Genomic DNA, 14,398 nt, shown 5'->3' with positions numbered 1-14,398 from the left:
TAAACCGTTATCAAATATGGACGATTCAATTACATTATCAGGGAGCGACCAAGCCAAAACTGCCGATGCCAAGGCTTGGATTCGATTCGTGCAGGTGCTTACGCTAACGTTAGGCTCGGGGTTGATGTTGGCGGGCATCATTTTTTTCTTCGCCTACAATTGGGAGCAGATGCACCGTTTTGTAAAAATGGGCATCGCTGTTGCGTTGATCCTTGCCGTTTTTGCTGTGGCTATAAAAGTAAAAATGAGCGATTTTACCCACAAAATCACGTTGTCTGTCCTGTGTGGACTTGTGGGCGTGTTCTGGGCTATATTCGGGCAGGTGTATCAGACCAAGGCCGACTCTTACGTATTTTTTCTCACGTGGGCGCTCTGCATTTTGGCGTGGGTGTTTTTTGCTGACTTCTATCCGCTTTGGGCGGTTTTTATTGTTCTTGCATCGATGGGAGTGATTCCACTCATTCCTTCTTGTGATTGGCACTCGACTCTGCTTATGTTGTACGGTGCTGCGTGGATTTTGTTTTTTGTTTTTGCTCCAAAATATCTGCCGCGTTTATCCGCTCCGCCGTCTTGGTTTACGAGTGCCTTGTTTACTGTTGAATTTGGTGTTGCTGTCTTCACCGTGTGCTATGTGACTGTTAAAGGTTCTGAGGCTCAAAATTTATTGATGGCTTTTGCCGTAGCTGCAGCAACAATATGGTACGCGTTGAAACAAAAGGATATATGGCTTTATTCAATGTTGTTCATAGGTGCGTTGAGTGTGCTGGAATGTGTGTATTTTAGATGTCTCTTACCTACATTTGGACTATTTTATCAAATAATGATGAGTGCCGCCGCCTTGGGAGGAGCATCATTCGCTATTGTAAGACAAAACGAAAAGTGGAAGCAAGAAGAATCTGGAACATCAACAAATCAATCGGTAATGGACAATGGAAAACAACAGCCGTAAATCTAAACAATTGCCTGCACCTTTGATGATAGTGATGGCTTTTGGGGGAATCATCATTGCCGCACTGACGGTTGGCTTTGTGGCGCTTATTGCGCGGGACAACAAGATTGTGTACGCCGTGTTGTCTGTAATTTCAATTATTGGTGCAATAATGCTTTCGCGAGATGGAAAGCTTGATGACGATGAAGTGCCGTTGCTGCTGGTGACATATCCGCTGTTTTTCTCCGGATTTACATATGGGTATATCGCTGGATTTGAATATTTGACATTGACTTATGTGTTGCAATTTGTGGCTGCCGTTTTATCATTTGCTTTTAGCAAAATTCGTATGTGCCGTCAAATGCTGCTCTGCTATGCATTGGTGGTGCTGCCGCTTATTTTCTTCTCGTATTTTGATGGATTGTCCACTCTGTACTCTCATTATAGCAAAATACCTCCTGCAATCGAAATATCCTGTTTTGCAATTATCGTTGCCTATATGGGTGCATTTGCTGCCACCATTAAATATAAATGGTTTGCATCAACAGTGCTTAAAGACTATTTGAACACAATTAGGATTGCTGCCGCTTTGATATCAGTCGCGCTTTTGAAGTTTATTCAATGTGATAATACTGTTTTTGCGGTTGTCTTTGCTGTAATCAGTTTTGCTATTGCTTTTACCCTGCTGCGTAAATATGTTACAGGCAAAAGGTTGATTGAGAGTAGTGCCCTTGCCTTGCTGTGCTGTGCATCTACGGCGATGTATCCTGCTATGGCATTGCCGATTGTGGGGATGCTCTTGTCGTTTTTGATTCTCGACTATGCATGCTTGGTTATCTTTTCTGTAGCATTTGTTTGTGGAATTGCAAAATTCTACTACGATTTAGATATGTTGCTGATTAACAAGTCGTACCTGTTGTTGGCGTCGGGTGCGTTGTTCTTGCTGATGTTTTACTTTATTAAACGAGTCTCCAAATGAGTAAAAAATATAAAATCGTATTGGCCGCCAATTTGATATTGGTACTCGCATTCTTCGCCTTTTCCGTGATACAAAAAGAAACGCTGATTGACAAGGGTACTGAAATTTTGTTACGCCTTGCGCCTGTAGACCCGCGCTCGCTGATGCAGGGTGACTATATGGCGTTGAATTATGAAATGTTTCTCGAGATTGACTATCGTTCTGAATCTGGTTACTTGGTGGTGAAGGTGGGTAGCGACAGGGTTGCAGAGTTTGTGCGTGTGCAGAGCGATAAGAACGTGAACGACGGGGAACATTTAATCCGTTTTAAAAGACAATCGGGACGGTTGAGTGTCGGGGCGGACAACTACTTTTTTCAGGAAGGTTCTGCTAAAAAATTCGAAAATGCCAAATACGGCTTGCTAAAAGTAGATGCTGATGGCAATGGCATCCTCGTAGGATTGTGCAGTGAAGATGGGCAACTGATTAAGTAGAAGAAATCCTATAAAGTGATTCCGGTTGTAATTTAGAACAACGAAACTAAAAGTTCCGCTTTATTGCGGAACTTTTTTGTGTATATATTTAGGTGGATGCGGTTCTGTGTTAGGACTGTAGTTGATTGGAGTGGAAATGAAAAAAATCGCTATGACGGTATGCTTTACCGTTGTTTCTGCATTCGCCCAGTGGGGCGGTAACATGGATGGTGGCTTTGGTGGACCACAATCTGGCCAAAACAAACTAGAGTATTCCGAAAAATTTGCTGATGTGAATTACGTCGGTGACGGAAAAACCTATCACACAATGGATATTTACTTGCCCAAAGAGACGAAGGATTCATATCCGGTTGTTGTCCATACTTATGGTAGCGCCTGGAGCATGAATAATTCTAAAGGCTCGGCGGATTTAAATACAATCTGTGCGGCGCTTCTTAAGGCGGGCTATGCGGTTGTTACGCCAAACCATCGCTCGGCAAGTGATGCTATTTACCCTGCGCAACTGCATGACCTCAAGGCTGTGGTGCGGTATTTGCGCGGAAACTCAAGTAAGTACAAAATAGATACGTCGTTTATTGCCATGTCGGGATTCTCTTCAGGAGGTCACCTTTCGAGTCTTGTTGCGACTACGTGCGGCTTAAAAGAAGGTAAGTCGGGTTCTGTGACTGTAGATTTGGAAGGTGACCTTGGAAGTTTTACTTCGTTTAGCAGTTGTATTGATGCCGCTACGCTTTGGTCTCCTCCGACGGATATTTACACCATGAATCCCATCAATAATTTTATGGGATCGGGTACCTACGAGGGCGCCTTTATTGGAGCCGAACGCGAAGGTAATAAGGATAAATGGATGGTGGCAAGTTCACCTTATTATGCCAGCGAAGATGATGCTCCGACAATTTTGTTCCATGGAACATCCGATCAGATTGTGAATCCAGAGCAAAGTAAGGAACTTTACGATTCTCTGCAAAAGTACAATGTGAAAAGTGAACTCGTTTCTGTGTCGGGCGGAACTCACGGTGGAAACGAGATGTATTCGAGTGAAAACTTGGGCAAGATGACTTCGTTCTTTGATGAAGTCCGAAAAGCCAAGGCCGAAAAAGCAGATTCTTCATCAAATGGAACGACACGTCTTATCGCAAGTAAGAATGTTCCTGATTTTAACGTAAAACTAGACGGAAATAAATTGCGTGTGTATGGAACGGACGTATGCCGCTATAAAGTTTTTTCTGTTGATGGCTCGTTTGCATCCAGCGGGGTAGTCCAAAAACAGTTGGATTTATCGGCGTTGCCACCGGGAATTTATGGCATTGTAGTTACGGTGAAGTCCGGTGAACAAAAAGGTCTAAAATTTATTAGAAAATAGATGACGGAAAACGCGGTCCTTTGGGGACCGCGTTTGTGTTTTATGTGTGAGATTAATTCTCTCCATTTCGCATCTCAGTTTGTTCTCTATCCATTGTGTATGTCAAGTATTCCATGAAATTGCGATCGATTTGAGCGACATCGAAATCCTCTACGTCATCGATAATGATTCCTGCAACTGTAGGGAGGTCTGACCAACCGTATAAAGGTAATTCGTCGAAAATGATAGTCTTGTTTTCTGCTTTTGCTACGTATTCGACTTTGGACTTGTCGACCCAACCCATTCCACATGTTCCTTTGACGAGAACGGCTGTTTCGGTTTCTTTCACAAGTTTGAGCTCGTCATTGAAACTTGCAGTGCAGACTACGGAACCTCCGTCTTTGTGATTGGTGAGTTCTATGTCACCCAATTTGGACTTCACATTTTTTGCCGCGAACGATGATGTGACCATGAACGCGAGCATGATTGCTGTGATAAATTTTACCGTTTTCATGATTGCCTCCTTGTTTTATTGTGAGGCGCTTAATTGCCTCGATTGTAAATTACAAAGTAACATTTCTCTAGAGTAGTTATCTTTGATTCAAATTGGAATATTTATAGTTAGCTTGTAAAAAAAAACGCTACCCTAGAGGGTAGCGCAAGGTTAAGGTTGATGAGTTTAAATAATTTGTATGATGTTGTTTTTGGTTACTAGTTCTCTCCATTTCGAATTTCAGTTTGTTCTCTATCCATCGTGTACGTCAGGTATTCCTTGAAGTCGCGATTGATTTCGACGCCTTCGAAATCATTGACGTTATCCACGAGGATGTTCCAAAGGGTCGGATCGTCAGTGTAACCGCCGATGGTGATGGAGTCCAATGAAATAGATTTATCACCAACTTTGGCTGCGACTGTTTCGATTTTCGATTTTTCGACCCAACCATTACCGCACTTTCCTTTGACAAGGACTGCCGTTTCTGATTCTTTAAGAATCTTCAGTTCGTCATTGAAACCTGCGGTGCAGACTACGGAACCACCGTCTTTTTGGTTGGTGAGTTCGAGGTCACCGAGTTTTGATTTGACGACTTTGTTTGACGCGAACGACGCTGTGACCAGAAACGTGAGCGCGACAGCCGTCATTAATTTTACCGTTTTCATGATTGCCTCCTGTTTTTTATTGTTAGACGGATGACCGCCCACTATGTAAACTACAAAGCAACATTTCTCCAGAGTAGTGATTTTTGATTTAAATTGGAATATTTACAATTAGTTTGTAATGAAAAGCGCTACCCCAAAAGGGTAGCGCTAGGTTGAAGTATGAGTTGCTGCGCAAATTACAAAATTGAAAATCCGTAGACCAGTATTAAATAGTCCAAGTTGGAATAATCGGTCTTTTTATTTGCAAATAGATTGGAGCATGGCCTTGCAACCTTCGTTGACATCGCGCCATGTTGCTTCGAAATCGCCGGTATACCAAGGATCTGCCACATCGCGGCTTTTGCCCGCCCAATCCATAAGGAGTGAAACTTTGCCGTCGTGGGTGTCACGCACATCCCGAGCCTGGTCAAGTTCTCGTTCGTAAATGTCGCGGGGCAAAATCCAACGAAGATTACGGAGGTTGTTCTGGTCCATGAGTACGATGTAATCGTAATGGTTGTAGTCGGCGACGGTCATTTGACGTGCTGTCTTTCCGCTGCAATCGATTCCGTGACTGGCGAGCATGCGCCTTGCAGGTGGGTACACCGGATTTCCGATTTCTTCGGTGCTTGTGGCAGCGGAGGCGATTTCAAAATCTGCAGCAGTTAGCGATGTGTTTGATTGAATAACAGCCCGCAAATCACGTACCATCTTTTTCATTACAAATTCAGCCATGGGGCTACGGCATATATTCCCGTGACATACAAACAAAATTTTAATCATACGTTGTCCTTGAAGCCTTCCAAGATTTTGTATAGCGTGATGTATAGCTGTTTGGCTTCGTCTTCCGGCAAATTTACGCAACTTGCCATGGACTTAGGAACGTTCGCTGCTTTAAGTTGCAGCTTTTCACCTTCATCGGTAAGGCTTACAGAAAGGCAACGCTCGTCGCTTGACTCGCGGGTGCGCTTGATGTAGCCTTTGCTCTCGAGTTTTTTCAGGAGCGGGGTGAGCGTTCCTGAATCGAGGAATAGCTTTTTCCCGAGTTCCGTTACATTGCATTTTTTTTCTTCCCACAACACGAGCATCACGATGTACTGCGTGTAGGTGAGGTCGAGCGGTTCCAAGAAAGGCACGTAGCGACGTGTGATTTCCTTGGATACCGCATACAACGGAAAGCATAGTTGATTTTCAAGTTTTAGTTGAGGACATGTCATTGCACCCCCTAAAGTAGCTTTTCAACGCAAGAACGCACGTCCTCCATTTTGGCTGTGGGTTCAAAACGGGCGACAACATTGCCTGCGCGGTCGATGATGAACTTTGTGAAGTTCCACTTGATATCAGGATTGTTCTTGTAATCCTTGTCTATCTTCTTCAGAAGCATGGCCATTGCGGCGGCCTTGATTCCTAACCCGAAACCTTGAAAACCCATTTGGGATTTCAGGTAGGTGTAGAGCGGGAGTTCGTTCGGGCCGTTCACGTCGGATTTTTTCATCTGCGGGAACGTGGTGCCGTACTTGAGCGTGCAGAATTCATGAATTTCGTCGTCTGTGCCGGGGGTCTGGCCCATGAACTGGTTGCATGGAATGTCGATGACTTCGAAGCCCTTGTCGTGGAAGTCCGTGTACATCTGTTCGATCGGCTTGTAGTGCGGGGTGAATCCGCAACCGGTTGCCGTGTTCACGATGAGCATGACTTCGCCCTTGAATTTTGAGAGCGGAACTTCGTTGCCTTTACCGTCGGTAAGTGTGAAGTTGTAGATTGTCATATTTTTTCTCCATATACACTGTTAAATTTTATACAATTAAATTTTATAAAATTTAATTTAAAAAGTCAAGAGATTTGGCTATATAAAATTCTTATAAGCGTAATTTTTTTTGATTTTAGGCAAATTTTGACGTTAAATCTTGTTATTTCTACATTTTACACCATGAAATCGATAGAAGTTGTCGCAGGTGTTATCGTAGATGGCGGGCGCATTTTTGCCACGCAACGCGGGTATGGCGACCAAAAAGATGGCTGGGAATTTCCGGGCGGCAAGATGGAACCGGGTGAAACTCCGGAACAGGCGCTCGTTCGCGAGCTTCAGGAAGAGCTTGCGGTTAAGGTAAATGTTGACGAAAAAATTTGCACGGTGGAATACGATTACCCGAAATTCCACCTGACCATGCATTGCTTTTATTGCACACTCGCCACAGGCTGCAAACCGAAACTTTTGGAACACGAAGATGCCAAATGGCTTGACCGTGAAAACCTGAATACGGTCAACTGGCTCCCCGCCGACGTGGAAGTCGTGAAATACCTTTAGTATCATCGTCATTTGCGCGTAATGCATCCTGCTTCTTCGTCATTCTGAGCGAAGCGAAAACAACTCAGAAGGTGAGCGTTGCAAAAATGAGCTTGCTCATTTTTATAACCGAGCCAAAGAGTTGGGGCTTTAGCCCAATCCAGTGAAATCTTGTTATGACAGCTTCTTTTGCAATTCTCGTGCGAGTTCGGTCCCTTCGATAAGTTCGCCTAAAAATTCGCAGTAGGGCGTCGGAATCCCGTGCGTTTTGCCGAGCTTACTGATGGTTCCGCAGAAATATGCATTCTCCGTTTTGCGACCGGCCTCGATGTCTTGCAACATGGAGCACTTACCGAGTGGCGTGTAGTTGCATGTGAGACGCAGGTTCTCTTCAAGGTCTTCGTTTGTGAGGGCAAAACCTTCGGCGTTTGCTACTTGGATCACTTCGTTTCCGATTTTACGCACAAGCGATTGCATCACTGGAAAATTGAAACCCGCAAATGTGGAACGGCAAATGGCTCCAATCGAATTGAATACGGTGTTCATCAGGAGCTTTTTCCACATTTCTAGGCGGATGTTTTCTGGAATCTTGTGTACAATGTGCGCTGCTTCAAAAAGCTGGTGGATGCTTTCGACGCGTTCAGAATGGCGGTTGTCTTTCTCGCCAAAGAGGATGATGCCTCGGCCTGCACAGTCGATATTTCCGTGCTTGTTGATAGACTGCAAATTGACGATGAATCCGTACAACGTCTTTTCTGCACCGTAAACACGCTCGATTTCTGTTTCGGAATGCACGCCATTCAAAAGCGAAAGCAAAGCCGTGTTCGGGCCGACTGCATTTTTTGCTTCTTCAAGAGCCTCGTTGAACTGCAAATTCTTGGTCGCAAAAATCACAAGGTCAACGACCGGGACTTCGTCCGGCGTGACAAAATTGAAGTCGGCCTTTTTCCCGTTGATGATGATTCCGCTTGCTTGGTATCGCGCTTTGCGTTTGGCGTCCATCACGCAATAAAGCTTGTTTCCAAGAACGCTCAAAAGCTGTTCTGCTACAACGGCACCGACAGCCCCGAGACCCACAACTGCAACACTTTTGATTTGATTCATAGGATGAAATATAGGCTAAATTTTATTCAGAGAATGTAAACGGAATAGAGACGGTTGTGTTTCCTGATTGAATTTTGTTGAATTTCCAGCGGCCGACTGCGTCCTTGATTTCTCTGTCGAATTCGCTGAAACCGGTCGTGGAAGACACTATGGATATGCTGATGATTTCGCCGCCCGGGGCAATTGTGAACTTCAAGGTGACCTTACCCTGGAATCCTGGTTTCTTCTTCAGGCTTTTGTTATAGATGTGGCGAAGACCTGGAGTACGCTGGCGGACAACTTTCATTATATCGTTTTCACCGCGATTCCCGTCGTTGTGTGAAATGATAACATCACGCGTTGACGGAGTCTTGATGGAACCTTTTGCTTTTGTTGCTATTCCACCACCGCCTCCTCCTAGGAGACCTGCGAGTCCATCTCCGATGCCCTCAGAGCCGCCTTCTGCGTAACCATTATTGAAATTATTGTTAATCGGCTCGTTGCTGTAGCTATCTATTTCCATTTCTATTAAACACGTTGAAATTCTTTCGTTTAGATATTTCATGAAAACGGGATCTTTTTCAAAGTAGTCTTTTGCTGCTGTGATAAAAGCTTGTACAGAATATTCTTTTTCTATGACTTTTACAAAACATGTTCCTACAGATTGTGGAACTCCTTTTTGGTTCATTAGGTTTATTAAATTTTTCTTCATTTCGGGGGTGAATTTTTCAGGGGCGCATTCATACATGTATTCTTTTCCCCAAGTGCTAGTATCTGTTCCGTCAGGATATCCGTTGTTCATGATAAATTGTGTAAATCGAGGGACGTCTGAGACTATATGGTCATATGCACAACCGCACACTTGAGATGCAGTCTTTTCTCCGTAGAAATCTTTTGCTGCTGGTGCACAATTTGATACAAAATTCTTTTTAGATACATCTTTTAAAAATATGTTTACATATTCGTTGGCTTCTTCTTCTGTTAATTTTGATGATTGGTTCTCGTTTAGATAATCTTTCAATGCTTGTTCGTCAATATTGTTTACTGTGTATTCTGCATCGCAAATTTCTGCAGCGAATGATATGAAAGAAATGAAATCATTATGCTTGATGTTCTTTCTTAAATCGGCGTCAAATTTAAGATATTGTTTTTCGCTATACTGTTGCTGAATTATGTCTAGGACGCAGTAACAAATATCTTGGTTGGCGTTCTCAGAACATTCTTGGATGAATGTTGAACGTGTTGATTTGGAATAAGTGTATCCCTTTGTACTGCTTTTCTTTGCGACGAGAGATGCAGTTCCCCCTGCATAGATTGTAATTGATGTAATAAACAGAAAAATAAATATGGATCTTAGGTGTTTCATGCTGTGAAATATATCAAATTCTAGAGTGTTTGACGGAGTGGGAGATGCTTGTTCGGTGACGGGCAGGACAAATGTAATAAGGCTCCATTTTAACTCGGCTACAGCGGTAAACAGGTTGTGCAAAATTTTTTGGCAGTTTCTGTTGAGGGCGATTTATATTAATGATATGAAAATTTTGAGGTTTGCGATTCTCGGGTGTGGCCATATCGCTACAAAGATGGCGGCTGCCGTAAAGACTTTGGAGAAACAGGGGAAAGGCGTGGAGTGTTACGCCGTGGCTTCCCGCAATTTGGAAAAGGCTACGGCCTTTGCTAAAGAATATGGTTTTGAAAAAGCGTATGGCAGTTACGAGGAACTTGCGGCGGATTCTGCAATAGATTTGATTTATATTGCGACGCCACATTCGCACCATCATGAATTTGCAAAACTTTGTATTGAACATGGCCGAAATATCCTTGTCGAAAAGGCTTTTACGGCGAATGCAAAGCTTGCTGCAGAAGTAATTTCGCTTGCGCATGATAAGGGCGTTTTCTTGTGCGAGGCGATGTGGACACGATTCTTGCCTGCGTTGGAAACAATTCGGGGGTGGATTCGCGATGGGCGCATTGGAAATGTTGAAACGGTCGAGGCTGATTTTTCGATGAAGCTTAGCCATAATGAACGTTTGCATAATCCTGCTTTGGCGGGCGGTGCGCTTTTAGATATCGGTATTTATAGCCTTACGTTTGCAGATTTATTTCTTGGCACGCGCGAAACGCCTAATGGCAAACTCGTGCGCAATGAAATGACATCGATGGATTGCAAGTGCGTTAAGTTCAAGACGGGCGTAGATGCGAGTGATTGGGTCAACATCACGTACGAAAATGGTCAGCGCGCTTATCTCAAGACTTCGATGGTTTCGCCAACGCATAACGAAGGCTTTATTTATGGAACCGCAGGCCAAATCCGTGTGCAAAACTTGAATGACATGGTAAAGTTGGAACTGCTTGATGTTGCGGGGAATGTCGTCGAAACGGTTGAACCTCCGCGTCTTTGCAATTGTTACGAATACGAAGTTCTTGCATGTAAGGACGCTATTGAAAACCCTGCGCAGTTCCGGCATGAACTTTGCGACGGCCTGATGCGCGCCATTGTTTGGGAACGTCCAGAAATGCCCCATGCGAAGACGATGGAATTCATGACGCTGATGGATAAAATTCGCGAACAGTTTGGCGTGAGTTTCCCGTTTGAAATTTCTCCGGGTGAAACTTGGAACCGTAATGGCGACAAATCTATTTTGCAAGTCTTTGATGTCGAAACTGGCGAAACTAAGGTTCTCAAGGAATTTGATTGCGTGATTGAAGCGCCCAACTGGAGCGCTGATGGAACATTCCTCACGTACAACAGCAATGGTCGTATTTTTAAGTACACGATAGCGTCAGGCGAAGTGAGCGAAATTGAAAGTTATTTTGTAGATAACTGCAATAACGACCATGTTCTTGATCCGGATGGTAGTGGCGTTTATGTTAGCCATCATACGAAAGAAGACGGGCTTTCGCGTATTTACAAGATTTACTTTGACGGTCGCTTGCCGCGATTGGTTACTCCGCTTGCTCCAAGCTATCTCCACGGCGTTACGCCGGACGGAAAAACGCTTGCGTACTGTGCGGAACGCAATGGTTCGTATGATATTTACACGATCCCGGCGACGGGTGGCAATGAAACTCGCCTCACGACTGCTTTCGGGTTGAACGATGGTCCTGAATACAATTGCAATGGCGAATATATTTGGTTTAATTCTGAGCGTTCTGGGCGTATGCAGGCTTTCTGCATGAAGGCGGATGGTTCTGAACAAATGCAGATGACGTTCGATTCGCATTGGAATACGTGGTTCCCGCATGTTTCGCCTGATCGTCAAAAGGTCGTGATGGTGGCATACACGGAAACGGATGTTCGTCCTGGAGAACATGTTCCGAATAAATTTGTGGAATTGCGCTTGATGCGTCGAGTGGCGCATGAAAATGAGGATGCTCGTGAAAATGCTGTTGAAAATTGGAGCACTCCACAAACCATATTTAAACTATTTGGTGGGCAAGGAACGATTAATGTCAATTCTTGGGCTCCCGATAGCAGACGTTTCGCTTTTGTAAGCTACATTCACGGCGATAACCCATCCAACCAAACTCCCCGATAATAATGGAGCTCTTACATAAGCGTTAAAACAAAAGCCCTCGCGAATTTTCGCGAGGGACTTTTGCGTTAAATGAATTGTTTTGTCGAGACTTGACTGGATGGGGCAAGCCCCAACCTCTTTGGCTCGGTCATATCCATAGGAGTATGGATGCGACTCTCGCCTTTCGAGGTTGTCTTCGACTTTGTGCTACGCACTACGCTCAGGATGAAGGCTGCTACACATTTTTCACGCAGCGGATAGAAAGGGCGTCGGATCTGTACACCCCTTCGATGTCTACGGAATTGTTGGTAATGCTCAGGCGGAATGCATTTGCCTTGCCGTATTCATCCTTGCTCCAGAAACGGGCGCGTCTGCTGAAGTGGCAGAAGTTGCCGTTGTCAAAGCGGTAACCCGCGGGGAGTGCGAAGAATCCGAACGAATCCTTGCCCTTGTTCTTCCACATGAATTTGCCGCGCAACTCACCACCATCGGATTTAGGTTCGAGATTGCTGAGAAGTTGTTCCCATTCCTTGTTGCTTGGAATGTGCCAGCCTTCCGGCGCAATGCCTTTGTAGTTCTTGTCCTTGATGCGGTTGTACATCTCGATGTCCTTTGCCGGGGATTGTTCGGCGTATTCATCAGGGATGTCAAGAGCCTTTGTCCATGTGTACAAACGACCGAACTTTTCGACGTTCGATTCTTCGTTGTTTGGAGCGAAACTGCCATCGGTCTTAAAACGCAAATTTTCGGCCATCCAGACTTGGTTCCCGATTTGAATGGTGCGGTACGTTTCACCATCGCGGGCGTCCGTGAATGTTCCGTATTTGAACTTAGTCTCGTTTTCCTTGATGCAGTCTTCGTAAGGAGTGTTGTTCAAAGCTTCGGGCGCGTTCTGCTTGGTTTCCTTGCGGACTCTACGCCCAAGGGCGTATGCAGCAACGGCGACGATGACGATAACAATTAGAACGAATATAACGAAAGATATATGCATATTTGACCTCCGTATGTTTAAATGTATAATTGCTTTTGATGAATCTGATAAGTTTAACTTATATTATTAAAATGGAAAAATCAATGTTGTTATAAATATGTTTGCGGCTAGGATGATAAAATTCATCGGAAGACCGATTTTAACAAAATCTGTAAAACGATAACCTCCCGGCCCGTAAACGAGCATGTGGGTGGGGGAACCAATTGGGGTGGCAAAGCTGCTGCTTGCGGCAATCATCAATGCAATGCAGAATGTGAGTTGATTTACTCCAAGGGCATTTGCTGCGCTCAATGCGATGGGGCAGAACAAGGCTGCGGCTGCAGTGTTGCTGATGAATTCGGTGATGAATGTCGCGACAACGCACATGATGGCAAGCGTGATATAGGGGTTACTCCCGCTAATGCTCAAAATGCTGCTTGCAATTTTTGAGGCGACTCCTGTGGTTTCAAGCGCTTTACCGAGGCAAATGCTGCCTGCAAAAACGATGATAATTTCCCAGTTGATGGCGTTCATCGCTTGGTTGCTTGAACAACAACGGAAAACAATCATGGCGGCAGCCGCCAGTAAACAAGATGAGAGCAACGGCAAAATATTGAATGCCGAAAGGAGCACCATGGCAATCATGATGGCTGCAGAAATAGCCGTTTTCTTCCCGAATTTTTTGCCAACTGTGGCGTTTTCGATAACGCCTTCCAAGTGCTCGTTCTTTAAATGAAGATTATTGCAAATCCATTGGAGTTGATCGGGCCTTCCAGAAACAATGATGTGGTCTGCGCCCATGATGATGGAGTCTGGAGTCGCAACTTCCACTTCGTTATCGAATCGGCGGATGGCAAGAATTGATTTTTTGTCTTTCTCGAAACCGCGCGGATTGCTGTCGTAGATTTCTTGCAAAGTCATGCCGATAAAGTTGTGCTTTGAGGGCACACAAAGTTCCAATGTCATTTCGTCATCGCCAACGCCGCTTAACGGGGACTTGCGTTCGGGTAAGAGTTTTTGCAAAGCGATAATGGACAAAATGCCAACGGCGAGGCAGAATAGCCCGCAAATCGTTGTCGTAAAAATCCCGAGGTGGATGCCGGTCGCATCGGTGTAGAGCCCTGAAATAATGAGGTTCGGCGGGGTTCCGATCAAGGTGCAGATGCCGCCCATTCCCGAAGCGTAACTTAACGGAATCAAAAGCTTGGACGGCGAAATGCCAAGCTTTTTGGACCAAATCTTCACGATGTTGATGAATAAGGCGACGATGGTTGTGTTGGTGAGGAGGGAACTCAAAAGGGCAACGGGGAGCATGAGGCGCGTGATGGCTCCCGTGAGTGTTTTGGGAGTGCCCATAAGGTGCTTGACAATCCAGTTTAAAACGCCTGTCTGGTTGAGGCCTGCAATGACTGCGAAAAGGACTCCGATGACGAGGACTGATGGCGCGCAGAAACCACCAAAAGCACCTTTGACATCAAGGACTCCGCTTATAAATAAGATGGACATGGCGGCGACGAAGATGAGATCGGTGCGCAATTTTGAAAAAATCATTGCGGCAAAAAGCGCAATGATGACGAGGATGGTAAACCAGGCATTCCCCGAAAGACCTAAAAAATTGAAAGCAAGTATTCCCTGTAACATTTTTTCCTTCTTAGGTGAAAATGTATAATAAAATTACGGC

15 protein-coding genes and 1 pseudogene are annotated in these 14,398 nt (G+C 44.7%); 7 read left to right on the top strand and 9 right to left on the bottom strand.

Annotated features, from left to right (window positions below):
* Positions 1 to 16: 16 nt before the first annotated feature.
* The 4 genes from BUQ91_RS09810 (at position 17) to BUQ91_RS09795 (ending at position 3,743) form a co-directional block, all read left to right on the top strand.
* Positions 17 to 949 carry a DUF2157 domain-containing protein gene (locus BUQ91_RS09810; RefSeq protein ID WP_074209125.1) on the top strand — a complete coding sequence of 311 codons (933 nt, stop codon included), beginning with the start codon at positions 17 to 19 and terminating at the stop codon, positions 947 to 949.
* A complete protein-coding gene (locus tag BUQ91_RS09805; RefSeq protein ID WP_074209124.1) occupies positions 930 to 1,907 on the top strand; it encodes a DUF4401 domain-containing protein in 978 nt (325 codons plus the stop codon). The genes BUQ91_RS09810 and BUQ91_RS09805 overlap by 20 nt, the downstream gene beginning before the upstream one ends.
* Positions 1,904 to 2,380 carry a GDYXXLXY domain-containing protein gene (locus BUQ91_RS09800; RefSeq protein ID WP_074209123.1) on the top strand — a complete coding sequence of 159 codons (477 nt, stop codon included), beginning with the start codon at positions 1,904 to 1,906 and terminating at the stop codon, positions 2,378 to 2,380. The genes BUQ91_RS09805 and BUQ91_RS09800 overlap by 4 nt, the downstream gene beginning before the upstream one ends.
* A gap of 136 nt (positions 2,381 to 2,516) precedes the next feature.
* Positions 2,517 to 3,743: an alpha/beta hydrolase gene (locus BUQ91_RS09795; RefSeq protein WP_254842314.1), complete on the top strand. Its 1,227-nt coding sequence runs from the start codon at positions 2,517 to 2,519 to the stop codon at positions 3,741 to 3,743.
* Positions 3,744 to 3,795: 52 nt separating this feature from the next.
* Here the strand turns inward: BUQ91_RS09795 and BUQ91_RS09790 are convergent, their stop codons facing one another.
* The 5 genes from BUQ91_RS09790 to BUQ91_RS09770 form a co-directional block, all read right to left on the bottom strand.
* Positions 3,796 to 4,236, bottom strand: a complete 441-nt coding sequence (locus BUQ91_RS09790; RefSeq protein WP_074209122.1) for a hypothetical protein — start codon at positions 4,234 to 4,236, stop codon at positions 3,796 to 3,798.
* A 197-nt stretch (positions 4,237 to 4,433) separates the two neighbouring features.
* A complete protein-coding gene (locus BUQ91_RS09785; RefSeq protein WP_072827798.1) occupies positions 4,434 to 4,880 on the bottom strand; it encodes a hypothetical protein in 447 nt (148 codons plus the stop codon).
* Between the two features lie 237 nt (positions 4,881 to 5,117).
* Complete coding sequence (locus BUQ91_RS09780) at positions 5,118 to 5,642, bottom strand: low molecular weight protein-tyrosine-phosphatase (protein WP_074209121.1); 525 nt, start codon at positions 5,640 to 5,642, stop codon at positions 5,118 to 5,120.
* The gene (locus BUQ91_RS09775; RefSeq protein ID WP_074209120.1) at positions 5,639 to 6,076 is read right to left on the bottom strand and encodes a MarR family winged helix-turn-helix transcriptional regulator; all 438 of its coding nucleotides are present in this window, start codon (positions 6,074 to 6,076) and stop codon (positions 5,639 to 5,641) included. Before BUQ91_RS09775 ends, BUQ91_RS09780 begins: the two co-directional genes overlap by 4 nt.
* Before the next feature lie 8 nt (positions 6,077 to 6,084).
* A complete protein-coding gene (locus tag BUQ91_RS09770) occupies positions 6,085 to 6,627 on the bottom strand; it encodes a glutathione peroxidase (RefSeq protein WP_074209119.1) in 543 nt (180 codons plus the stop codon).
* A gap of 162 nt (positions 6,628 to 6,789) precedes the next feature.
* Between BUQ91_RS09770 and BUQ91_RS09765 the strand changes: the two genes are divergently transcribed.
* Entirely contained in the window at positions 6,790 to 7,167 is a 378-nt protein-coding gene (locus BUQ91_RS09765; RefSeq protein ID WP_074209118.1) for a (deoxy)nucleoside triphosphate pyrophosphohydrolase, read from the top strand.
* A 153-nt stretch (positions 7,168 to 7,320) separates the two neighbouring features.
* Here BUQ91_RS09765 and BUQ91_RS09760 read toward each other — a convergent pair whose 3' ends face one another.
* Both BUQ91_RS09760 and BUQ91_RS15875 read right to left on the bottom strand, forming a co-directional pair.
* The gene (locus BUQ91_RS09760) at positions 7,321 to 8,250 is read right to left on the bottom strand and encodes a ketopantoate reductase family protein (RefSeq protein ID WP_074209117.1); all 930 of its coding nucleotides are present in this window, start codon (positions 8,248 to 8,250) and stop codon (positions 7,321 to 7,323) included.
* Between the two features lie 22 nt (positions 8,251 to 8,272).
* Complete coding sequence (locus BUQ91_RS15875) at positions 8,273 to 9,595, bottom strand: AgmX/PglI C-terminal domain-containing protein (RefSeq protein WP_254842313.1); 1,323 nt, start codon at positions 9,593 to 9,595, stop codon at positions 8,273 to 8,275.
* 166 nt (positions 9,596 to 9,761) lie between these two features.
* On the opposite strand from BUQ91_RS15875, the pseudogene BUQ91_RS16055 reads away from it, so the two are divergent.
* Together BUQ91_RS16055 and BUQ91_RS16050 are read left to right on the top strand one after the other, a co-directional pair.
* Positions 9,762 to 10,532 (top strand): annotated as a pseudogene (locus tag BUQ91_RS16055) (Gfo/Idh/MocA family protein); the annotation flags it as partial.
* Between the two features lie 231 nt (positions 10,533 to 10,763).
* Complete coding sequence (locus BUQ91_RS16050; protein WP_371590751.1) at positions 10,764 to 11,768, top strand: TolB family protein; 1,005 nt, start codon at positions 10,764 to 10,766, stop codon at positions 11,766 to 11,768.
* 214 nt (positions 11,769 to 11,982) lie between these two features.
* On the opposite strand, the gene BUQ91_RS09745 is transcribed toward BUQ91_RS16050, so the two are convergent.
* Both BUQ91_RS09745 and BUQ91_RS09740 read right to left on the bottom strand, forming a co-directional pair.
* The gene (locus BUQ91_RS09745; RefSeq protein WP_074209115.1) at positions 11,983 to 12,738 is read right to left on the bottom strand and encodes a fibrobacter succinogenes major paralogous domain-containing protein; all 756 of its coding nucleotides are present in this window, start codon (positions 12,736 to 12,738) and stop codon (positions 11,983 to 11,985) included.
* Positions 12,739 to 12,804: 66 nt separating this feature from the next.
* Complete coding sequence (locus BUQ91_RS09740; protein ID WP_074209114.1) at positions 12,805 to 14,358, bottom strand: SLC13 family permease; 1,554 nt, start codon at positions 14,356 to 14,358, stop codon at positions 12,805 to 12,807.
* Positions 14,359 to 14,398 lie beyond the last annotated feature (40 nt).

Origin of the sequence: Fibrobacter sp. UWB11 (genome assembly GCF_900143015.1) — a bacterium.
GTDB lineage: Bacteria > Fibrobacterota > Fibrobacteria > Fibrobacterales > Fibrobacteraceae > Fibrobacter.
This window is presented reverse-complemented; position numbering and strand designations above follow the sequence as displayed.